General features: G+C 75.7%; 24 protein-coding genes and 1 pseudogene. 21 read left to right on the top strand and 4 right to left on the bottom strand.

Annotated features, from left to right (window positions below; translation table 11 throughout):
* Nucleotides 1-2: 2 nt before the first annotated feature.
* From ABZ881_RS17815 to ABZ881_RS17795, 5 genes are all read left to right on the top strand, one after another.
* The gene (locus ABZ881_RS17815) at nucleotides 3-440 is read left to right on the top strand and encodes a hypothetical protein (protein WP_358485783.1); all 438 of its coding nucleotides are present in this window, start codon (nucleotides 3-5) and stop codon (nucleotides 438-440) included.
* Nucleotides 441-636: 196 nt separating this feature from the next.
* Nucleotides 637-1,368 carry a DUF3159 domain-containing protein gene (locus ABZ881_RS17810; protein ID WP_358485781.1) on the top strand — a complete coding sequence of 244 codons (732 nt, stop codon included), beginning with the start codon at nucleotides 637-639 and terminating at the stop codon, nucleotides 1,366-1,368.
* On the top strand, nucleotides 1,365-2,675 hold the full coding sequence (locus ABZ881_RS17805; RefSeq protein WP_358485779.1) for an MFS transporter: 1,311 nt from the start codon (nucleotides 1,365-1,367) through the stop codon (nucleotides 2,673-2,675). Before ABZ881_RS17810 ends, ABZ881_RS17805 begins: the two co-directional genes overlap by 4 nt.
* Nucleotides 2,676-2,747: 72 nt before the next feature.
* The gene (locus ABZ881_RS17800) at nucleotides 2,748-3,464 is read left to right on the top strand and encodes a MerR family transcriptional regulator (protein WP_358485776.1); all 717 of its coding nucleotides are present in this window, start codon (nucleotides 2,748-2,750) and stop codon (nucleotides 3,462-3,464) included.
* Nucleotides 3,465-3,846: 382 nt separating this feature from the next.
* Complete coding sequence (locus tag ABZ881_RS17795; RefSeq protein WP_358485774.1) at nucleotides 3,847-4,380, top strand: helix-turn-helix transcriptional regulator; 534 nt, start codon at nucleotides 3,847-3,849, stop codon at nucleotides 4,378-4,380.
* Here ABZ881_RS17795 and ABZ881_RS17790 read toward each other — a convergent pair.
* Entirely contained in the window at nucleotides 4,349-4,702 is a 354-nt protein-coding gene (locus tag ABZ881_RS17790) for a nuclear transport factor 2 family protein (RefSeq protein ID WP_358485772.1), read from the bottom strand. The genes ABZ881_RS17795 and ABZ881_RS17790 overlap by 32 nt on opposite strands.
* A gap of 541 nt (nucleotides 4,703-5,243) precedes the next feature.
* Between ABZ881_RS17790 and ABZ881_RS17785 the strand changes: the two are divergent.
* The 3 genes and pseudogenes from ABZ881_RS17785 to ABZ881_RS17775 all read left to right on the top strand — a co-directional run.
* Nucleotides 5,244-5,369: pseudogene (locus tag ABZ881_RS17785) on the top strand (hypothetical protein); the annotation flags it as partial.
* A 121-nt stretch (nucleotides 5,370-5,490) separates the two neighbouring features.
* Nucleotides 5,491-6,012: a hypothetical protein gene (locus ABZ881_RS17780; protein WP_358485770.1), complete on the top strand. Its 522-nt coding sequence runs from the start codon at nucleotides 5,491-5,493 to the stop codon at nucleotides 6,010-6,012.
* Nucleotides 6,005-6,187 (top strand): hypothetical protein, encoded by a 183-nt coding sequence (locus ABZ881_RS17775; protein ID WP_358485767.1) that lies wholly within the window; start codon nucleotides 6,005-6,007, stop codon nucleotides 6,185-6,187. Before ABZ881_RS17780 ends, ABZ881_RS17775 begins: the two co-directional genes overlap by 8 nt.
* Before the next feature lie 24 nt (nucleotides 6,188-6,211).
* Here the strand turns inward: ABZ881_RS17775 and ABZ881_RS17770 are convergent, their stop codons facing one another.
* Both ABZ881_RS17770 and ABZ881_RS17765 read right to left on the bottom strand, forming a co-directional pair.
* Nucleotides 6,212-7,381, bottom strand: a complete 1,170-nt coding sequence (locus tag ABZ881_RS17770) for an acetyl-CoA hydrolase/transferase C-terminal domain-containing protein (protein ID WP_358485764.1) — start codon at nucleotides 7,379-7,381, stop codon at nucleotides 6,212-6,214.
* Between the two features lie 37 nt (nucleotides 7,382-7,418).
* Entirely contained in the window at nucleotides 7,419-7,850 is a 432-nt protein-coding gene (locus ABZ881_RS17765) for an ATP-binding protein (RefSeq protein ID WP_358485761.1), read from the bottom strand.
* Nucleotides 7,851-7,989: 139 nt separating this feature from the next.
* Between ABZ881_RS17765 and ABZ881_RS17760 the strand changes: the two genes are divergently transcribed.
* The 7 genes from ABZ881_RS17760 to ABZ881_RS17730 all read left to right on the top strand — a co-directional run bounded on the left by ABZ881_RS17760 (nucleotide 7,990) and on the right by ABZ881_RS17730 (nucleotide 13,186).
* Nucleotides 7,990-8,817: a SigB/SigF/SigG family RNA polymerase sigma factor gene (locus ABZ881_RS17760; RefSeq protein WP_358485759.1), complete on the top strand. Its 828-nt coding sequence runs from the start codon at nucleotides 7,990-7,992 to the stop codon at nucleotides 8,815-8,817.
* A 217-nt stretch (nucleotides 8,818-9,034) separates the two neighbouring features.
* A complete protein-coding gene (locus ABZ881_RS17755) occupies nucleotides 9,035-9,508 on the top strand; it encodes a hypothetical protein (protein WP_358485757.1) in 474 nt (157 codons plus the stop codon).
* 182 nt (nucleotides 9,509-9,690) lie between these two features.
* Nucleotides 9,691-10,392 (top strand): energy-coupling factor ABC transporter permease, encoded by a 702-nt coding sequence (locus tag ABZ881_RS17750; RefSeq protein WP_358485754.1) that lies wholly within the window; start codon nucleotides 9,691-9,693, stop codon nucleotides 10,390-10,392.
* A complete protein-coding gene (locus ABZ881_RS17745) occupies nucleotides 10,389-10,691 on the top strand; it encodes an energy-coupling factor ABC transporter substrate-binding protein (RefSeq protein ID WP_344022592.1) in 303 nt (100 codons plus the stop codon). Before ABZ881_RS17750 ends, ABZ881_RS17745 begins: the two co-directional genes overlap by 4 nt.
* A complete protein-coding gene (cbiQ, locus tag ABZ881_RS17740) occupies nucleotides 10,691-11,422 on the top strand; it encodes a cobalt ECF transporter T component CbiQ (RefSeq protein ID WP_358485751.1) in 732 nt (243 codons plus the stop codon). Before ABZ881_RS17745 ends, cbiQ begins: the two co-directional genes overlap by 1 nt.
* Nucleotides 11,419-12,303 carry an ATP-binding cassette domain-containing protein gene (locus ABZ881_RS17735; protein WP_358485749.1) on the top strand — a complete coding sequence of 295 codons (885 nt, stop codon included), beginning with the start codon at nucleotides 11,419-11,421 and terminating at the stop codon, nucleotides 12,301-12,303. The genes cbiQ and ABZ881_RS17735 overlap by 4 nt, the downstream gene beginning before the upstream one ends.
* Before the next feature lie 67 nt (nucleotides 12,304-12,370).
* Nucleotides 12,371-13,186: an SAM-dependent methyltransferase gene (locus ABZ881_RS17730; protein WP_358485747.1), complete on the top strand. Its 816-nt coding sequence runs from the start codon at nucleotides 12,371-12,373 to the stop codon at nucleotides 13,184-13,186.
* Here the strand turns inward: ABZ881_RS17730 and ABZ881_RS17725 are convergent.
* Complete coding sequence (locus ABZ881_RS17725) at nucleotides 13,174-13,989, bottom strand: crotonase/enoyl-CoA hydratase family protein (protein ID WP_358485744.1); 816 nt, start codon at nucleotides 13,987-13,989, stop codon at nucleotides 13,174-13,176. The two genes, ABZ881_RS17730 and ABZ881_RS17725, sit on opposite strands and share 13 nt — an antisense overlap.
* 79 nt (nucleotides 13,990-14,068) lie before the next feature.
* Between ABZ881_RS17725 and ABZ881_RS17720 the strand changes: the two genes are divergently transcribed.
* The 6 genes from ABZ881_RS17720 to ABZ881_RS17695 all read left to right on the top strand — a co-directional run bounded on the left by ABZ881_RS17720 (nucleotide 14,069) and on the right by ABZ881_RS17695 (nucleotide 19,915).
* Complete coding sequence (locus tag ABZ881_RS17720) at nucleotides 14,069-15,250, top strand: MFS transporter (protein WP_358485742.1); 1,182 nt, start codon at nucleotides 14,069-14,071, stop codon at nucleotides 15,248-15,250.
* 30 nt (nucleotides 15,251-15,280) lie between these two features.
* Entirely contained in the window at nucleotides 15,281-16,081 is an 801-nt protein-coding gene (locus ABZ881_RS17715) for a TrmH family RNA methyltransferase (protein ID WP_358485739.1), read from the top strand.
* Between the two features lie 39 nt (nucleotides 16,082-16,120).
* A complete protein-coding gene (locus ABZ881_RS17710) occupies nucleotides 16,121-17,215 on the top strand; it encodes a histidine kinase (RefSeq protein ID WP_358485737.1) in 1,095 nt (364 codons plus the stop codon).
* Nucleotides 17,212-17,880 (top strand): response regulator transcription factor, encoded by a 669-nt coding sequence (locus tag ABZ881_RS17705; protein WP_358485734.1) that lies wholly within the window; start codon nucleotides 17,212-17,214, stop codon nucleotides 17,878-17,880. The genes ABZ881_RS17710 and ABZ881_RS17705 overlap by 4 nt, the downstream gene beginning before the upstream one ends.
* Nucleotides 17,881-18,000: 120 nt before the next feature.
* On the top strand, nucleotides 18,001-19,500 hold the full coding sequence (locus ABZ881_RS17700) for a multicopper oxidase domain-containing protein (protein WP_358485732.1): 1,500 nt from the start codon (nucleotides 18,001-18,003) through the stop codon (nucleotides 19,498-19,500).
* Complete coding sequence (locus ABZ881_RS17695; protein WP_358485730.1) at nucleotides 19,493-19,915, top strand: hypothetical protein; 423 nt, start codon at nucleotides 19,493-19,495, stop codon at nucleotides 19,913-19,915. Before ABZ881_RS17700 ends, ABZ881_RS17695 begins: the two co-directional genes overlap by 8 nt.
* Nucleotides 19,916-19,922: the final 7 nt, after the last annotated feature.

The following is a 19,922-nucleotide window of genomic DNA, read 5'->3' as shown; positions in this document are numbered from 1 at the left end:
TCGTGGACGACGAACACGCCCCAGCCGGCGCAGCCGAGCACGAGCAGCAGCAGTCCCCAGCCGAACGGGGCGTCACCGGCGGCGATCTCGGCGACCCGCGGGACGACGAGCCCGTAGCCGAGGCCCACCAGCCCGGACAGCGGCATGATCAGGAGCAGGCTGCCGAACACCAGGCGGACCGACCTGCGCCCGGCGCCCGGGAGCCGGCGCATGAGCCCGATCCTGAGGTCGAGCTGGGCGGCGCCGCCGATCAGCTGCATCGCCGAGACGAACTCGGTGGCCCGGCCGACCTCGTCCTGCGGCATCAGCCAGGTGGCGATCACGACGCCGAGCAGCCCGGCGACGGAGTTGAACGCCGACGTCAGGGTCAGGGCGAGCGAGTCACCGGGCCCGCCGCCGCCCTGGTCGACGGCCGGGGGCGGGGGAGGCACGGAGCGTGACGCTACGGGAGGGCGCGGGACCGCGACCGTGACCCCGCGGCGGTGTGCGCCGGTCCCGCCCCGCCCGGCCCGGCCGGGGAGCGCGCACCCGGCCCGCACGCGTCGGTGACCTGGGTCACTGGCGGTTGAGTGTGCCGCGACGGCATCGACTCTCCTGGTTCCCGGATCACCGGGACGAAGGGGAGGACGAATGTCCATGACCGGACGACAGGACGACACACGGCCGGACGACGAGGCCGGCACGGGGCCGCTGCCCGTCGTCGGGCAGGCCGGGCAGGCCGGGCCGGGCCGGCCGGGCGGCCGGGCCGGGGCGCCGAAGGACCCGGCCGAGATGACCCTGCTCGACCACATGGGCGGCCCGATGGGGTTCGTCTACTCGGCGATCCCGGTCGTCGTGTTCGTCACCGCGAACGCGTTCCTGTCGCTGTCGCTGACGATCGGCATCGCGGTCGGATCGGGCCTGGCGCTGTTCGGCTACCGGTTGCTGCGCGGTGAGCGCTTCGCGCAGGCCGTCGGCAGCCTGCTCGGGGTCGTGCTCGCCTCCGCGCTGGTCGCGGTCACCGGATCGGCACGGGACTTCTTCGCGATCGGCATCTGGGTCTCGCTCGCCGGTTTCGTGTTCACCCTCGGGACCGTGCTGGCCCGGCGGCCGATCACCGGGGTGGTGTGGAACCTGGTGCACGGCGGCACCCACGACTGGCGGGCCGACCGGCCCACCCTGCGCGCACACGACATCGCGACGCTGGCCGCGGCGCTCGTCCTCGGCTCCCGGTTCGCGATCCAGCAGTGGCTCTACGTCACCGAGGCCACGACCGGGCTGGGCGTCGCCCGGGTGGTGATGGGCACCCCGCTGACGATCGTGGCCGCACTCGTCGTCGTGTGGGCGTTCCGGCGCAGCACCAAGCGCCTCGTCCCGTCCGGCCGATGAGCGTCGCCGGTGTCCGGCGCAGCCCGGCGGTGTGGCTGACCTCGTACGGGCTGTCGTTGCTGGGCAGGGGCATCGCCGCGGTGGTGCTGCCCCTGCTGGTGCTCGACCGCACCGGCGACGTGCTCGCCGCGGGCGTGCTGGCATCGGTGTCGACGGCCGCGTCCGCGCTGACCGGGCTGGTCTCCGGGCTGCTGGTGGACCGGGTCGACCGGCGGACGGTGGCGGTCGCGTCGGACCTGCTCGCCGCGCTCGCGCTGGCCGCGCTGCCGCTGGTGGACCTGCTGTGGGGGCTGAACCTGGCCTGGTTCCTGGTGTTCGGCGTGCTGCTCGCGATGATCCGGATCCCGGGGATGACCGCCCAGGAGACGCTGCTGCCCGCACTGGTGCGGCTCGGCGGCACCGCCCCCGGCCGGTTGGAGCGGTGGATCGCGATCCGGGAGAACCTCGGCAACGTGCTGCTGCTCGCCGGGCCCGGCGCCGGTGGGCTGCTGATCGCGCTGCTCGGCCCGGCGCCGTCGGTGCTGTGGGTGACGGCCGTGTCGAGCGTGCTCGCCGCGGCGACGACGCTGCTGCTGGACCCGCGGGCCGGCCTGATCGCCGGCCGGGCCCGGCAGGCCGCGCGCGGCGCGCTGCGCGGGGCGATGTCGGACCTGGTCGCGTCGTGGCGGTTCCTCGCCCGCACCCGGCTGGTGCTCGGCGCCACGCTGGTGTCGGCGGCGCTGGTGGCGGTGCTCGCGTCGCTGCAGACGACGGTGCTTCCCGCCTACTTCGTCGAGATGGACCTGCCAGCGCTGACCGGGCTGACGCTGAGCGCGCTGGCCGGCGGCGGCGTCGTCGGGTCGGCGCTGTACGCCGCGCTGGCCGGACGGGTGCCGCGCCGGGTGTGGTTCGTCGTCGGGATGATCGGGTTCGGTGTCGGGTTCGGGCTGGTCGGGAGCCTGGCCGCGCCCTGGCTGGTGCTCGCCGCCGCCGCGCTGGTCGGGCTCACCAACGCCCCGGTCGCCGCCATCCTGGGCGTGCTGACGATCGAGGCGACCCCGGACCCGATGCGCGGCCGGGTGCTGGGCGCCCAGAACACCCTGGTGCTGGCGGCGCCCGCGCTGACCGGTGCGCCGGTCGCCGCGGTCGCCTCGTTCGCCGGGCTGGGCGTCGCCGGGATCGTGCTGGCCGCCGTCGCGGCGGGCACCGCGGTGGTCGCGCTGGTCGCGCCGGCCTTCCGGCGGCTGGACGACCTGCCGGACCCGGACGACGCCGCGCCGGGCCCGGACGCGGGCACCGTCCCCCCGGTCCCGGCCGCGGGTTCCTGACGGTGGCCGCGGTGCGCCGCCGTGCGCGCGAGGGCTTGACCATGCCGTCGGGGCACGGTGTGGAGTGGGGTCATGGCCTGGAGCACCCGTGAGATCGCAGACCTGGCCGGCACCAGCCTCCGGGCGGTTCGGCACTACCACGAGGTCGGGCTCCTCGCCGAACCCGAGCGGCTCTCGAACGGATACAAGCAGTACGGCGTCGTGCACCTGGTCCGGCTGCTGCGCATCAAGCGGCTCGTCGACCTGGGCTTCTCGCTCGGCCAGATCGCCGGTATGGGCGACGACGACCACCATCCCGCGCAGGCGCTGCGCACCCTGGACGCCGAGCTCGCCTCGACCATCGAGCAGCTGCAGCGGGCCCGGGTCGAGCTCGCCCTGATCCTGCGCCACCGCACCTCCACCGACCTGCCGCCCGGGCTCGTCCCGACGGCCGGGATGTCCGAGGCCGACCGGTCGCTCGTCGCCGTCATGAGCCGGGTGCTCGGGTCGCAACGGCTGGACGCGTACACGGAGCTTCTGCGCTCCGCGACCTCCGACCCGACCGACGGCGAGTTCGACGAGCTCCCCGCCGACGCCGACGCCGACGTCCGCAGCGACCTCGCCCGCCGGATGGCCCCGCACATCCGGCGGATCCGGAAGGAGCATCCGGGGGTCGGCGCACCGCTGGCCGGGGACCGGCCCGAGGACCGGCTGGCCGCGCGGACCGCGGCGACGGCGATGCAGGAGCTCTACAACCCGGCCCAGCTCGACGTGCTGCGCCGGGTCCGCGAGCTGATCGAGGACGCCTGACACGGCCGGTGGTGACTCCCCGCCCGGCCGGCGATGACACGTGACCTGCACGGACGGCAACTTCCCCGGTCATGCGGCTGCGCGGCCGGACGACCGGCTCCGAGCCCTGTCCCGGCTCCTGGACGCTGTGCCTGCCCGAGCCGGTCCGGGTCGCGCTGGCCGTGGTCGCCGCGGATCCGACGGGTGACGCGGAGCTGGTCACCCGGGCGCTGGCCGGGCTCGACGTCACCGCCGTGCCCGCGCTCGACGCGGGCGGGCCCGCGGCCGGGCCGGCTACAGCGCCGAGTCGGCGTTCCTGGCGGCGGCCGCCGATCTCAGCACCGATCCGGAGCTGCGGGCGGAGCCCCGGTTCGCGGCCGGTGTCGCGGCCATCCGGGCCGGGATGCCGGAGCGGGCGGACGCCGTGCTGCGGCAGGTCCCGTGCGGTGCGGGCACGCTGCCCGCGGACGTCGTGACCCGGTGGGTACCGGTGGGCGGCGCCCAGGTGCAGCTGGTCCGGACCGCCTGGGCGCACCTGCTGTACGGCGAGTGGCTGTGGCACAGGCGCCGGCGCACCGACGCCCGGTGCGAGCTGGCCGCCGCGCAGGCGCTGTTCACACAGATGGGGGCGCCGCGGTTCGCCGAGCGCGCCCGCACCGAGCTGGCCGCTGCCGGGGCGGCCACCCGGCCCGCCGCGGACCGGTCGATCGCCGGACGCCCGGAGCTGACCCCGCGGGAGCACCGGATCGCCCGGCTGGCGGCGGCCGGGTCGACGAACTCGGAGATCGCCGCCGAGCAGGTGATCAGCGCGAACACCATCGAGCACCACCTGAGGAAGGTGTTCGGGAAGATCGGCGTGCGGTCCCGCCCCGAGCTCGGGGCGGCCGGGTTCGTAGCCCGTGAGATCAGCCGCCGAGCAGGGTGTACAGCCCGCTGATCCGGCCGTCGGTGACCAGCACGACGTCGGTCCCGGTGACGACCGGATCGCCGCCCTCGGGGCCGAACCGCCAGTCGAGCACGCTCAGCCCGCCCGGGTTCTCGCGGACCTGCGCCAGCGCGAACCGGAACCCGGGCGCCCCGTCGAGCAGCGCGCCGGCCTTGGCCACGACGGCGGCGGGCCCGCGGACGGTCCCCTCGGGATCGTGGAAGGCCACATCGGCGGTGTAGATCTCGTCGCCGGCCCGGGCCCGCGCGGCGGGATCGCGCTCGTCGAAGACCTCGAACAGGTTGCGCTGGGCGAGCTCGGCTGCGGAGGTCATGACGGTTCCCCTCGGTCGGCGGGCACCCTGGGTGGCGTGACCGGGCCGCACCATCCCAGGGCCGCGGCGGCCCCGTGTCAAGCGCCTCACCCGACCGATCCTGTCAGCGTGAACATCCGGTGGTCACGGGGTCCGTCCGGACCTCGCCAAGGCGGTTGATTCAAGAACGGCGACACGACGACGAGGTGGTGGGCGTGCACGAGCTCAGGGACTTCCCGCGCCGGGAGAAGCGGGCGGGCGCCACCCCGTGAGGGGCGTGCGGGCGCTGGTCGTCGAGCGACCCGGTGAGCTGCGGGTGGCCCCTGTGCCTCAGCGGGTACGACGAGACCGGCTTCACCCGCCCCGGCGCGTGCGCCGACGAGCTGCGGCTCCCGGCCCGGCTGCTGCACGTGCTGCCCGACGACGCCGACCTGCGCGGCGCCGCGCTCATCGAGCCCGCGGCCTGCGTGGCCGAGGCGGTGCTCCCTGATGAAGGTGCTGTCCGGGGTGCACCCGGCGGGGAGCTACGAGGGCGAGATCCCGCACGCACCGCGGGGCGGCGGCGCTGCTCGGCGAGGTCGGGCTGGACGAGAGCCCGTCCACCCCGGTCGGCCGGCTCGGCGTCGGCAAGCAGCAGCTCGTCGAGATCGTCAAGGCGATGGCGAAGGACGTCCGGCTGCTGATCCTCGACGAGCCGACCCGCGGCATCGACGTGGGCGCCCGCTACGAGATCCAGGTGATCATCAACCGGCTGGTGGAGGCCGGGAAGGCGGTCCTGGTCATCTCCTCCGAGCTGCCGGGTGGTGCTGGTGATCCTCAGCGTGCTGGTGCTGGCCCACGGCCTGATCACCCGGCGCACCGTGTTCGGCAGGCACGTCTACGCGATCGGCGGGAACCTGGCCGCGGCCCGGCTGTCCGGCGTGAAGGCCAGGGCCGTCACGTTCTGGATCTTCGTGAACATGGGCTTCCTGGCCGGGATCGCCGGGGTCATCTACTCGGCCCGGTCCAACGGCGCCCAGCCCGCGGCCGGGACGATGTTCGAGCTGGACGCGATCGCCGCCGCCTTCATCGGGGGCGCGGCGGTGACCGGCGGCGTCGGCACCGTGGTCGGCGCGCTGGTCGGTGGGCTGATCATGGCGGTGATGAGCAACGGAATGCAGCTGATGGGCGTCGACCAGTCGATGCAGTCGGTCGTCAGGGGCTGGTGCTGCTGGCGGTCGCGTTCGACGTCTGGAACAAGCGCCGCGCGCGCGGCACCGGGTCGTAACCCACCCGTCAGCCGGGAGCGGTGTGGACGGAACACGGGCCGGGCACAGTGCAGGTATGAGTGAGAGCAGCAACCAGCACGCCGACGTCTCCTGGCCGCACCCGGGCAGCGAGTCCGCCCGCCTCGGCGGGCACTACGCCCCGGCCGACGGTGCCGCCGACCGGTCCGCCCGCGAGCACGACGGGCGGCCGGCCGGCGACCGGGCCGGCCGTGCGGTCCGGCCCGGTGCGCGCGGCTGACCGGCCGGTCCGTCCCCGGCACCCTCAGCCGGTCGCGCCGTCCCACAGCGCCAGCAGGGCGCTCCGGCGCTCGGCCCGGTCCAGGCCGCGCAGGTCGGCGGTGCCGCGCTCGGTCACGACCACGTCGACGTCCTGGGACGGGGTGCTGACCGGCCGGGACAGCCGCCGCACCAGCGTCGGCGCGCCGCGGTGGGCCGAGGCGAGCGCGATCACCGACAGGCCGTCGCCGCGCACCCCGGCCGCGGCGAAATCCGGGTGCCCGCCGATCATCCCGGCCGCCGAACGGCCCAGACCCTCGACGTTGACCTGCCCGTCGACGTCGATCTCCAGCGCCGCGTTCAGCGCGATCAGCGGCGGCGCCCCGGCCGCGGAGAGCCGGCCGATGTCGTGCGTGTGCTCCACCGGGTGCAGCAGCGCCCGCCCGTCAGCCCAGTCGTAGAGCCGCCGGGTCCCGGCCAGGTAGGTGCTGACCGGCCGGTCCAGCAGCAGCCCGCGGGCGTCCAGGTCGACCACCGGATCGGGCAGCAGGCCGGAGTCGAGCCGCACCGGGACCTCGATGGCGGCGGCCATCGCGGCGGCGAGCCGGCCGGGGCCGACCTGGATCCGGGCCCCGGGCGGGACGAGCGCGGCGACCCGTCGGGCGATCGCCCCGTCGTCCGCGGTGGGCGGCGGCACGGTGAGCTCGGCCGGGCCGTCGCCGGTCTCCGCGACGACGGTCACCGCGTCCGCGGGCAGCGCGGGCCCGGCGTCGGCGCACGGGCTGCCGTGCGACAGCACCGCCGCGACCGGCACCCCGGCCGCCACCAGGCCGCGCAGGTAGCCGACCTCGGCGCCGAACCGCAGGCCGTCCGGGCCGCGGACCACGGACGCGACGAGCACGTCGGGGCGCAGCGGACCGCGCAGCAGCGCGGGCACCGCCGACAGCCGGGCCGGGACGAGGTGCGCGGCGCCGGACTCGACCGCCGCCCGGGTGCCGGGCCCGCCCATCACGACCCGGACGTCGTCGAACGCAGCCGGATCGAGATCCGGCGTCGGCACCGGATGCCAGCCCAGCACGACCGACACGCCGCGGCCCGCGGCGACCCGGGACAGCGGCCCGTGCAGCGCCCGCGGGGTGCCGCAGCCGTCGGCCAGCGCGACCCGGCTGCCGGGGCGGACCAGTGCGGCGAGTGCGGACTCCGGACCGTGCGTCATGGGAACAGCATCGGCCACCGGGCGCCGGGGCCCGCGGTCAGGTCGTGCAGACGCCCGGGCAGCGGCCGAGCGTGCGGTGCAGCGTGACGGTGGTGCCGTCGGCGCCCGGCCGCACGGAGACGTCCTCGGCGCAGGCGGTGATCATCAGCAGTCCGCGGCCGCGGTGGCCGTTGTCCTCCGGCGGGTCCCGCCAGCAGCCGTGGTCGGACACCTGTACGCGGACCCGTGGGCCCGGCCGCTGCACCTCGGCGCGGAGCGTGACGGTGCCGTCGGCGCCCAGCGGGTCGTCGCCGTAGGCGTGCTCGACGCTGTTGGACACCGCCTCGTTCACCGCCAGCACCAGGTCCGACGCCGTCTCGCAGGCGTGCTCCGCGCCGCACAACGACGCCAGCCACCGGCCGACCTCCCGGCGGGCGCGGCGCGCGGCGCGCGGCTCGGCGGTCAGTTCCAGGACGAGGTGCGCGGCCATGAGTCGGCGTACCCCGCCGGGCGCCCGGCAACGCGTCCGTTGCGGGACGGGGTGCATCACATCCGTTCGACTCGCGGGCCGCGGGGCGTGGGCATACCGTCGCAGACGATGGGTACCTGTCGTCGCCGCGGGGAGCGGCATGGCTGAGGTCGATACCGTGGGCCGGGACGATACCTACGCGCACCTCGAGGCCCCGCTGCGCGCCTTCGCCGCCGCCGCCCCGGACGATCCCGACCGCGACCGGCTGCGCGACGAGCTGGTGCGCGGGTTCCAGCCGGTCGTCACGCACATCGCGAACCGGTACCGGCAGCGCGGCGAGCCCGTCGACGACCTGGAGCAGGTCGGCGCGATCGGCATGATCAACGCGCTGGACCGGTTCGATCCGGCCCAGGGCACCCCGTTCCTGGCGTTCGCGGTCCCCACCGTCACCGGCGAGATCCGCCGGCACTTCCGGGACCGTACCTGGTCGATGCGGGTGCCGCGGCGGCTCAAGGACGTCCAGGCCCGGCTGGGCCGGGCCCAGGAGGAGCTGTCGTCGCGGCTGGGCCGCGCGCCGCGGGTCTCCGAGCTCGCCGAGCACCTCGGGATCGGCCGCGAGGAGGTCATCGAGAGCCTCCAGGCGCGGGAGGGCTACCGGGCCGACTCGCTGGACCAGCTGGTGGGGCAGACCGACAGCCCGCTGGGTGACGTCGTCGGCGGGATCGACACCGGCCTGGACGCCGTCGACGCCCGCGAGTCGCTGCGCCCGGCCCTGCGCAAGCTCCCGGAACGCGAGCGCACGATCCTCATGCTGCGCTTCTTCGGCAACCGCACGCAGACCCAGATCGCCGAGCAGGTCGGGCTGTCCCAGATGCACGTCTCGCGGCTGCTCGCGCGCACCCTGGTCACGCTGCGCGGGCATCTCGCCGAGGAACCGGCGGCGGACGCCGGCGACCGGGACCGGCCACGGCTCCCGGAGGCCGGCTGACCGGATCGGGTGCCGTGTTTCGGCGCGGTGACCGTGGGTACTCTCCCGAGTTCCACGCACGTCGCCGTCCGTTCGTCAGCGCGGCCGGTCGTGCCATACCGAGTTGGTCCGTGCCGGAGTGCCGAGCGCGCCGCCGACCCGGCGGTACCGGCCCCGGTCCGGCACCGCCGGCGCGTCGCCGCGCCCGGCCCCGCCGTCGGAGCAGGGGAGGACCGTGATGGCCAAGAAGGCAGACAAGAACAAGAAGGCCGAGAAGGCCGAGAAGGACAGGAAGAGCAAGAAGATCGAGTCCGCGAAGAAGGACGTGAAGAAGGCCCGCCGCGCGGAGGAGAAGAAGGCCGAGCAGGCCGTCCGCGACGCCGCCAAGGCCGAGAAGAAGGCCAAGGAGCAGCGCAAGGAGCAGGAGCGCGCCGCGAAGGCCGAGAAGAAGGCGGCGAAGAAGGCCAAGGCCGCCCGGCTGGAGAAGGTCACCAGCGCGAAGGCCGCGGAGAAGGCCGAGCGCAAGGCCGCCGAGAAGGCGAGCGAGAAGGTCGTCGCGGAGAAGCCGGGCACCGGCGTGGGCACCCCGGAGACGGACCCGTCGGCGAAGGAGGCCCGCCGCCGCGAGGCCGAGGCCGCCGCCGCCCGGATCGCCGAGGCGGTCAGCAGGAAGGTCAACGGCAGCCGGCCTGCGAAGGCCGGAAAGGCCTGATCAGGCCCGGAAAGGTCCGGGCCGCACCGGTACCGCCGCGCCCGGGTCCGCACGAGCGGGCCCGGGCGCGGCGGCGTCCGGGTGATCTTGCGCGACCAAACGCATGAGTAAATGTTCAGTCTTGCACCTTTACATCTCGCAGTCGTAGCGTTCCCTCGTCCGAGCCCACGAGGAGAACTGCCGTGCACATCGCCGAGGGATACCTGCCACCGCTGCACGCGGCGGCCTGGACCGTGGTCGCCGCCCCGTTCGTGGTGCACGGCGCACGCGCCGTCGTCGTACGGGTGCGTGAGGACCCGGACGCCAAGCTGCTCCTCGGCGCCGCCGGGGCGTTCACCTTCGTGCTGTCCGCGCTGAAGATCCCCTCGGTGACCGGCTCGTCGTCGCACCCGACCGGCACCGGGCTGGGGGCGGTGCTGTTCCGGCCCCCGGTGATGGCGCTGATCGGCACGGTGGTGCTGGTCTTCCAGGCCCTGCTGCTCGCGCACGGCGGGCTCACCACGCTCGGCGCGAACGCGTTCTCGCTGGCCGTCGCCGGTCCGTGGATCGCCTACGGCTCGTACCTGGCGGTCCGCCGGCTGGGTGGCACGCTGGGGCCTGCGGTGTTCGTCGCGGCGTTCCTGGCCGATCTCGGTACCTACACCGTCACCAGCGCGCAGCTGGCACTCGCCTTCCCGGACCCGACGTCCGGCTTCGGCGGCGCGTTCCTGGCCTTCGCCTCGATCTTCTCGATCACCCAGATCCCGCTGGCCGTCGCCGAGGGCCTGCTGACCGTGCTGGTGGTCCGGCTGCTGGTCCGGATCACCCCCGACGAGCTGCGCAGGCTCGGCGTGCTGCGCCCGCGCGACACCACCGGAACCGAGCAGACGGAGGCCACGGCGTGAAGCGTTCGACACTGGTCAACCTGCTGCTCGTCGTCGCCGTCGTGGCGCTGTTCGCGATCCCGGCGCTGTTCGTGCCCGGCGAGTACTCCGGCGCCGACGGCCAGGCGGGCGACGCGATCGACGCCACCGGGTACGAGCCCTGGTTCGAGCCGGTCTGGGAGCCGCCGTCCGGCGAGATCGAGTCGGGCATCTTCGCGATCCAGGCCGCCGCCGGCGCGGGCGTGCTCGGCTACTGCCTCGGCGTCGCCCGGACCCGCTCGCGGCAGCGCAGCGGCTCCGCGCCCGCCGCCGAGAGCTGATGCTGCTGATCGACGAGACCGCGTACGCCGGCCGCTGGCGCTCCCGGCACCCGGGGGAGAAGGCGTTCCTGGCGCTCGGCCTCCTCGCGCTGGCGGTGCTGCTCCCTCCCTGGCCCGGCGCCCTGCTCTGCGGCGCCGCCGCGCTCGGCCTGCTGCTCGCCGGCGCCCGGATCCCGCTGCGCACGGTCGGCAGGCTGCTCCGGCTGCCGCTCGGGTTCGTGCTGGTGGGGGCGCTGCCGCTGCTCGTGACGGTCGGCGGCGATCCCTGGCTCGCCCCGGCGCCGGGCGGCCCGCTGCGCGCCGCCGAGCTCGTCGGCCGGGCGATGGCCGCGGTCGGCTGCCTGATCCTGTTCGCCGCGACCACCCCGATCGCGGACACCCTGCCGCGGCTGCGGTGGCTGCCGCGGGCGGTCACCGAGATCGCCCTGCTGATCTACCGGATGCTGTTCCTGCTGCTCGACTCGCTGCGCGCGGTCCGCGAGGCGCAGACCCTGCGGATGGGGTTCCGCACCCGCCGGGCGACGTTCCGGTCGCTGGCCGGGCAGGGCGGCGCGGTGTTCGTCCGGGCGTTCGACCGGGCCCGCAGGCTGGAGGCCGGGCTGGCCGTCCGCGGCTACGACGGCGAGCTGGCCGTGCGGGTCACCTCCCGGCCGGCGTCGCGGGCGTTCGTCGCCGCGAGCGCGGTGCTGCTCGCCGGGATCGTCGCCGCCACCGTGGTGGTGCTGCGGTGACCGCGCCGGTGCTCGAGGCCCGCGATCTGGTGTTCGGCTACCGCGGCGGCCCCCCGGTGCTCGACGGCGCCGATATCGCCGTGTGCCCGGACCGCAGGCTCGCCGTGCTCGGCCCGAACGGCGGCGGCAAGACGACGCTGTTCCGGCTGCTGCTCGGGCTGCTCCGGCCGCGCAGCGGGGAGGTGCTGCTCGACGGCGAGCCGCTGGACCGCAGCCGGCGCGGGCTGGTCCGGCTGCGGGAGAGCGTGCAGCTCGTCCTGCAGGACCCCGACGACCAGCTGTTCGCCGCCGACGTCGGGCAGGACGTCTCGTTCGGCCCGCTCAATCTCGGGCTCGACGACGACGAGGTGGCCCGCCGGGTGGCCGGCGCGCTGGCCGCGGTCGGTGCCACCGAGCTGGTCGACCGGCCCACCCACCAGCTCTCGTTCGGGCAGCGCAAGCGGGTCGCGATCGCCGGCGCGCTGGCGGTGCGGCCGCGGGTGCTGGTGCTCGACGAGCCGACCGCCGGGCTGGACCCGGCCGGCGTCGAGGAGCTGGTCGCCGTGCTGGCCCGGCTGCACCGCGACGGGACCGCCGTCGTGCTGTCCACCCACGACGTCGATCTGGCCCACCGGTGGGCCGACGACGTCGCCGTCGTCGCCGGGGGCCGGGTCCGGACCGGTCCGGCGGACCAGGCGCTGGGGGACGCCGCGCTGCTCGCCGGGGCCCGGCTCGGGCCGGCCTGGGCGCCCGCGGTCGCCCGGCTGCTCGCCGAGCTCGGCCACGACGGGCCGCCGCCGCGTACCGCCGCGGAGCTGCACGACCTGCTCGACGGTCCGGCCGGTCGCACGGGGCGGGCGGAGCGCAGTGCCGCGGACGGACGGCCGGCCACCGGGCGGTGACCGGGGGCGCCCCGCCGCGAGCTGCTCCGGTTGCGTGGTGAGGTGTTCGGGCGAGAGGGTGACGCAGGTGAGCGTCCCGGAGTCGGCCGACGAGCCGGACCTCAGCCTCCCGAGCTCCGCCCGGATCTACGACTTCCTGCTCGGCGGCGGGCACAACTTCGCCGTCGACCGGCAGCTGGCCGAGCGGATCCTGCAGGTGGTGCCCGCCGCCCGGGACACCGCGGTGGCCAACCGGGCGTTCCTCGGCCGGGCCGTGCGGGCCTGCCTGGACCGCGGCTGCCGGCAGTTCCTCGATCTCGGGTCCGGCATCCCGACGGTCGAGGCGGTGCACGAGACCGCCCAGCGGTACGACCCGTCCGCCCGGGTCGCCTACGTCGACACCGATCCGGTCGCGGTGGCGATCTCCCGCGACGTGCTCGCCGGCTCCGATCGCGCGACGGTCACCGCGGCGGACCTGACCGACCCGGACGCGGTGCTGTCCGCGCCCGGCGTCGCAGGCCTGCTCGATCCCGCGGAGCCGACCGCCGTGCTCGCCGTCTCGGTGCTGCACTACGTCGCCGACGACGACCTGGTGGCCCGGCTGATCGGGCGCTACTGCTCCGCGTTCGGCCCGGGCAGCATGATGGCGCTCTCGCACGGCAGCACCGACGTCGACGATCCGGCGGCGGTCGCCGGGACGGTGGGCATGCAGCAGCTGGCCCGGGACAGCGGCCATCCGCTGGTGCTCCGGGACCGGGGCGTCCTGCGCCGGGTCACCGCGGCGGTGGACCCGCTCGAACCGGGCCTGGTCGACATCAGCCGCTGGCGCTGCGACGAACCGGTCCCGGGGCCCGTCCTCGGGATGTACGCGCTGGTCGGGGCGGTGCGCGCTCAGTCCCGGTAGACCCCGGGGCGCTTCTCCAGGAACGCGGTGACCGCCTCCTGCAGGTCCGCCGAGACCAGCGCGCCGCTGTTCCAGGTGGCGATCTGGTCGAGACCGTCGGCGATCGAGTGGTCCCGGGCGTAGGTGATCGCGTGCTTGGTGCCGCGCAGCGCCAGCGGCGACTTCGCGGCCAGCTCGGCGGCCAGCGCGGTGACGCCCTGCTCGAGTGCGTCGGCGTCGTCGAACACGCTGTTGACCAGCCGCAGCTGCTGCGCCTCGGTGCCGGACACCGGGCGGCAGGTGTAGGCCATCTCCCGGGCGATGCCCTCGCCGACGATCCGCGGCAGCCGCTGCAGGACGCCGACGTCGGCGGCCAGCCCCATGTCCACCTCCTTCAGCACGAACGACGCGTCGGCCGTCGCGTACCGCAGGTCGCAGGCTACGGCCAGGTCAAGACCGGCGCCGAGACAGACGCCGTGCACCGCGGCGAGCACCGGCTTGCGGCAGTGCTCGACGGCGGTCAGGCAGTCCTGCAGGTCCAGGATGGTCCGGCGCAGCTTCTCCGCGCCGTGCCCCGGGGAGGGATCGGACGCGGTCTCCTTCAACCCGCCGAGCATCGCGACGTCGATCCCGGAGCAGAAGTGCCTGCCGTTCCCGCTGATCACGACCACCCGGGCGGACGGGTCGGCGTCCAGCTCGTGCATCGCGTCGCGCAGCCCGGACCACATCGGCCCGTGCAGCGCGTTCGCCGCCTCCGGCCGGTCCAGGCGCACCCGCGCGATCCCCTCGGTCACCTCGACCGCGATGCCCGTCGGCTCGCCCATGGAGTGCACTCCCTCGTGTCCGGTGTCGGTTCCGGGCCGAGGCTACCGCGGAGTAACCCGCGACTGACAGGATGCGCTGGTGCAACGGGGCAGCGCGGCCGGCCGGCCGGACCGGATGTGGTGGGTGGCCTGCGGGCTGTTGTTCGCGGCCGCGTTCGGCACCAACGTGCCGACCCCGTTGCTGCTGGTCTACCGGGTCGAGCTGGATCTCGCACCGAGCACCCTGGCCGCGATCTTCGGGGTCTACGCGCTCGGGCTCGCGCCGTCGCTGCTGCTCGGCGGGCCCGCGTCGGACCGGTACGGCCGGACCCGGGTGCTGCTGCCCGCCGCGGTCGGCGTGGCCGGGGCGTCGCTGCTGTTCCTCGGCGGCGCGTCCGCGCTGTGGCTGCTGTTCGTCGCCCGGTTCGTGCAGGGCCTGGCGTCCGGCGCGATCTTCTCGGTGGGCAGCGCCTGGCTGCAGGACCAGGCCGGGACGGCGGGCGCCGCGCGGGCGGCCCGGGCCGCGTCGGTCGCGCAGAGCGCGGGATTCTGCCTGGGCCCGCTGTGCTCCGGGCTGATCGCCGCCTACGGGCCGTGGCCGCTCACCCTGCCCTACCTGGTGCACGTCGCGCTGCTGGTGCCCGCGGCCGGTGCGGTGCTGCTGGTCGCCGGTGTCACCCGCCCGGTCGGCGACGGGCCGCGGCGCGGGCTGCTGCCCCGCCCCGGTCTGGCAGCCCCGGCCCGGCGGACGTTCGCCCGGGTCGTCGTGCCGACCGCGGTGTGCGTGTACGCGTTCCCGTCGGTGGCGGTCACCGTGTTGCCGCTGCTGCTGCCCGGGATCACCGGGCTGGTCGCCTTCACCGGGCTGCTCGCCGCGCTCACCCTCGGCACCGGCACGCTGGTGCAGCCGTTCGCGCACCGGCTCGGCGTGCGCACCGGGCCGGTCGGTGCCGCGCTCGGCGCGCTCGGGTTCGGCGTCGGGGCGCTCGCCGCGCCCACCGGATCGGTGCTCGCCGTCGCGGTCGCCGGGGTGCTGCTCGGCGCCGGCGGCGGACTGTGCCTCAACGCCGGGCTGACCCTGGTCGGGCGGCTGGCCCCGGCGTCCGGCCGGGGCGCGGCGAACGGGGTCTTCTACACCGCCGCCTACGTCGGGTTCGCGATGCCGTTCCTGGCGACCGCGTTCGTCGGGGTGGACGCGCTGATGTGGCCGCTGCTGGTGCTCGGCGCCGCGGCCGCGGTGACGGCCGGCTGGCTGGCGCTGCGGATGCGCGCCGCCTGCTGAGCGGGCCGCACCGCGTCCTACCCTCGTCGGGTGCCCGACCTGACCAGCACCGCCAACCCGCGCGTCAAGAACCTGGTCCGGCTGCGCACCCGCCGGCACCGCGACGCCGCGGGCGTCACCCTGATCGAGGGGCACGACGAGCTGGCACTCGCGCTCGACGCCGGCGTCCGGCCGACCGAGGTGTACTGGGCGCCCGACCTGGTGGCCGATCCCGGGCTGCTGGAGCGGATGCCCGGCGCCCGGACGATCTCGGTCAGCCCCGAGGTGTTCGCCCGGATCGCCTACCGGGAGTCCCCGGACGGCTGGCTCGCCGTCGCCGACGCCCCCGGCCGCCCGCTGGACGAGCTGGAGCTGCGCCCGGACGCGCTGGTGCTGGTCGCGGAGGGGATCGAGAAGCCGGGGAACGTCGGCGCGATGCTGCGCACCGCCGAGGCGTGCGGGGTGGACGCGGTCGTGATCGCGACCGCGGACCGGGCCGGCACCGACTTCGCGAACCCGAACGTGGTGCGGGCCTCGAAGGGGACGGTGTTCGCGGTGCCGGTCGCCTCGGCGTCCTCGGAGGAGGCGCTCGACTGGCTGCGCCGGCGCGGGCTGCGGGTGCTCGTGACGACCCCGGCGGGCCGCACCGAGCTGGGCGCCGCCGATCTCACCGGGCCGTCCGCGCTGGTCATCGGCACCGAGGCGACCGGCGTCACCGAGCTGTGGCACGACGGCGCCGACGAGACCGTGGTGATCCCGATGCAGGGCGCCGTCAACTCGCTGAACGCCTCGATCGCCGCCGCGGTGGTGCTGTTCGAGGCCGTCCGGCAGCGCCGGGGTACGTCGGCGTGATGACGCGCCGGGCCCTCCCCGCTGCGTAGCCTGCGCGGCATGCCGACCGCGCGCGATGTGCTGGTGGCGGCGGTCACCGCCGCCGTGGCGGTCACCGGTGCGCTGCTCGGCGACCCGTCCGGGCGGCCGCTGCTGCCCTGGGGGATCGTGCTGATCGGGGCCGCGACGGTGGCACTGTGCTGGCGCAGCCGGTTCCCGGTGCCGGTGCTCGGCGCTGTGATGGTGCCGACCGCGCTCTACTACTGGCTCGACCATCCCGACGGGCCCGCGTCGCTGCTCGTCGCGGTCGCGGTCTATACGGTCGCCAGCCGGGTGAGCTGGCCGCGCGCCGTGCTGACCGGGCTGATCGTGGTGCTGGCCTGGGCGGGCACCGAGGTGCTCGTCGTACGGAACCCCCCTGATCCGGTCGACCACTACGGGTGGATCGCCGTGACGGTCGCGCTCGGCGTCGCGGTCGGCGCGGTCCGCCGCGCCGCGGAGCTGTCCGCGGAGCAGGCCGAGGAACGGCTCGCGCGCCGCGTCGAGCAGGAGCGGCTGCGGATCGCCAGGGACGTGCACGACGTCGTCTCGCACAGCCTGTCCATGATCGTCGTGCAGGCCGGCGTCGGTGCGCACGTCGCGGCCCGGCGGCCGGAGGAGGCGGTGGCGGCGCTGCTCCGCATCCGGGACGCCGGCACCGACGCGCTGCGCGAGCTGCGCGGCACCCTGGAACTGCTGCGTGAGGGCCCCGAGCCGCCCGCCGACCCGCCTGCGCACGGCCTCGAACGGCTCGACGAGGTCATCAGCGCGGGCCGGTCGGCCGGGCTGGACGTCACCGTCACCGGTGACCCCGGACCGCTGCCCGACGGCGTGGACCGCACGGTGTTCGCGATCGTCCGGGAGGCGGTCACCAACACCGTGCGGCACGCGCCGGTGGCGTCCCGGGTGGAGGTGTCGATCATGCGCGACGCCGGCCTGCTGCATGTGCGCGTCGCCGACGACGGCGGGCCGCCCGGGCGCCCGGCCCGTCCGCCCGGCCAGGGCCTGCGCGGTCTCGCTGAGCGGGCCGAGGCGTTGGGCGGGCGGGTGCGGGCCGCGCCCGCCGCGGAGGGTTTCGTCGTCGAGGCGGAGCTGCCGGACGGGAGCCGGGCGTGACCGGGGACGTCCGGGTGCTGCTCGCCGACGACCAGCCGCTGATCCGGGCCGGACTGCGGGTGCTGTTGGAGACCGAACCCGGCTACGCGGTCGCCGGCGAGGCCGCGGACGGCGCGGAGGCGGTCCGGCTGGCCCGGGCGCACCGGCCGGACGTGGTGATGATGGACGTCCGGATGCCCGGCACGGACGGCCTGGACGCCCTCGAGGCGATCGCCGCGGATCCCGCGCTGGGTGGCACCCGGGTGGTCGTGCTGACGACCTTCGACCTGGACGTCTACGTGTACCGGGCACTGCGCGCCGGGGCCAGCGGCTTCCTGCTCAAGGACACCGAACCGGTGGCGCTGCTGCGCGCGATCGACCTGGTGCACGCCGGCGAGGCGCTGCTCGCACCGTCGGTGACCCGGCGGCTGATCACCGAGTTCGCCCGGCACGGCCCCGCGGCGCCACCGGGCCAGGATCGGCTCGCGGTCCTGACCCGCCGGGAACGGGAGGTGCTCGCCCTCGTCGGCACCGGCCGGACCAACGGTGAGATCGCCGCCCAGCTGGTGATCAGCCCGGCCACCGCGCGCACCCACGTCGGGCGGCTGCTGACCAAGCTGGACGCCCGGGACCGGGTGCAGCTCGTGGTGATCGCGCACGAGGCCGGGCTGGTCGGCCGCCGCTGACGCGCCCGGCCGGTGGGGTGACCCCGGGGCCGGCCCCGGGGTCGTACGTCGGTGCGGGTAGCGGTGGGTGACGTCGTCGCGCCGACGCGCCGGACCGGTGCTGCGGCGAGGCTCGTCGCCATGACCCGACGGATCGGACGCCGTGGCTTCCTCGGCCTCGCCTGCGCCACCGCCGGCGGAGTGGTGCTGGGCGGCTGCGCGGGCGTCCCGGCATCGCCGCTGCCCGCGCCGGCGCCCCGCCCGCTGGCGATCCCGCCGCTCGCCCCCTCGACCACCCGCGACGGCGTCCGCACGTTCGCGCTGACCGCCGCGCCCGGGACGAGTGCGTTCCACCCCGGTGTGCGGACCCCCACCTGGGGCTACGGCGTGGCGTTCGGCGGACCCACGATTCGCGCATCCCGCGGTGAGCGGGTCCGCGTGCACGTCACCAACGGCCTGCCGGAGACCACCTCCACGCACTGGCACGGCATGACGCTGCCCGCCGAGCACGACGGCGGACCGCACGCCCCGATCGAGCCCGGCGCCACCTGGAGCCCGGAGTGGACGATCGAGCAGCCGGCCGCGACCCTCTGGTACCACCCGCACCCGCACGGCGTCACCGAGCGGCACGTCCACCGGGGGCTGGCCGGACTGTTCCTCGTCGACGAACCGGACGGTGCCTCCCCGCTCCCGCACCGGTACGGCGTCGACGACATCCCGCTCGTCGTGACCGACCGGACCTTCACCGCGGACGGGGAGTTCGAGACCCGCCGGCGCAGCGCGCACGGCCTGGTCGGGGACACGCTGCTGGTGAACGGGACCGTCGCGCCGTACCTGGCGGCGTCGTCGTCCCGGATCCGGTTGCGGGTGCTCAACGCGTCACCGGCCCGCTGCTACCGGTTCGCCCGGTCCGACGACCGTCCGATGGTGCTGGTCGGGACCGACTCCGGGCTGCTGGCGGCTCCTCGGACGGTCGGCTCTGCTCTGCTCACCCCCGGTGAGCGGGCCGAGCTGCTGCTCGATCTCGACCCCGGCCGTCCGGTGACGCTGCGGTCGCTGCCGCAGGATCTCGGTGCGGTGTCCGGCACGGAGCGCTCGATCGGTGCCATGGACACCCTCGACGTCCTGCGGATCCGGCCGGCCGGTGTGCTGGAACCGTCGGCACCGCTGCCCGGCGCGCTGCCGCACGAACCGGATCCCGACGAGTCCGCGGCGAGCCGGGTACGCCGCTTCGAGCTCGGCAACGACGTGATCAACGGCCGGGCGATGGACATGACCCGGATCGACGAGATCGTGCACGCCGGCGCCACCGAGGTCTGGGAACTCGCCAACGTGCACTCCCGTCCGCACAACATGCACGTGCACGACGCGCGCGGCCAGGTGGTCGAGGCGGACGGGCGGGCGGTCCCACCGGGGCAGCGGAGCTGGAAGGACACCTTCTACGTCCCGCCGCGGACGGTGGTGCGGGTGCTCCTGCGGTTCGGCAGGCACCCGGACCCGGCCCGGCCGTTCATGTACCACTGCCACCTGCTGTACCACGAGGACCAGGGGATGATGGGCCAGTTCGTGCTCGTCCCGGAGGGCACCGATCCCGGTTCGGTGCCGCGCACCCCGGTCACCCACGGTGCGGATCATGGGTGAGCGCGCCCGCCTGCTCGCGACCCTTCCGTTCCGGGTGTGGGCCGTACTGCACGCGGTGCTGGTGCTGGCCCAGGTCGGCCTGGCCGGGGCACTGCTCGACGCGGCGCTCGGCGCACTGGCCTGGCACGGCGGGATCGGCGGCTCGCTGATCCTGGTGGCGATGGTGCAGACCGTGCTCGCGGTGCCGGCCGCGTGGCCGGGCCGGATGCCGGGATGGCCGGTCGCCGTGAGCGCGGTCCTCGTCGTCGCCGACACCGCGCAGGTCGCCGTCGGGCACCTCGGTCTGCTGGCGGTGCACGTGCCGCTGGGGGTGGCGATCGTCGTCACCCAGGTGGTCCTCGCGGCACGGGCCCTGCTGCCCGCCGACCGCCGAGATGCGCGTCAGCGTCCGGGAACGATCTCTGCGGAACACTGACGCGCAT

The sequence above is a fragment of the Pseudonocardia sp. NPDC046786 genome (assembly GCF_040645415.1).
Lineage (GTDB): Bacteria > Actinomycetota > Actinomycetes > Mycobacteriales > Pseudonocardiaceae > Pseudonocardia > Pseudonocardia kongjuensis.
This window is presented reverse-complemented; position numbering and strand designations above follow the sequence as displayed.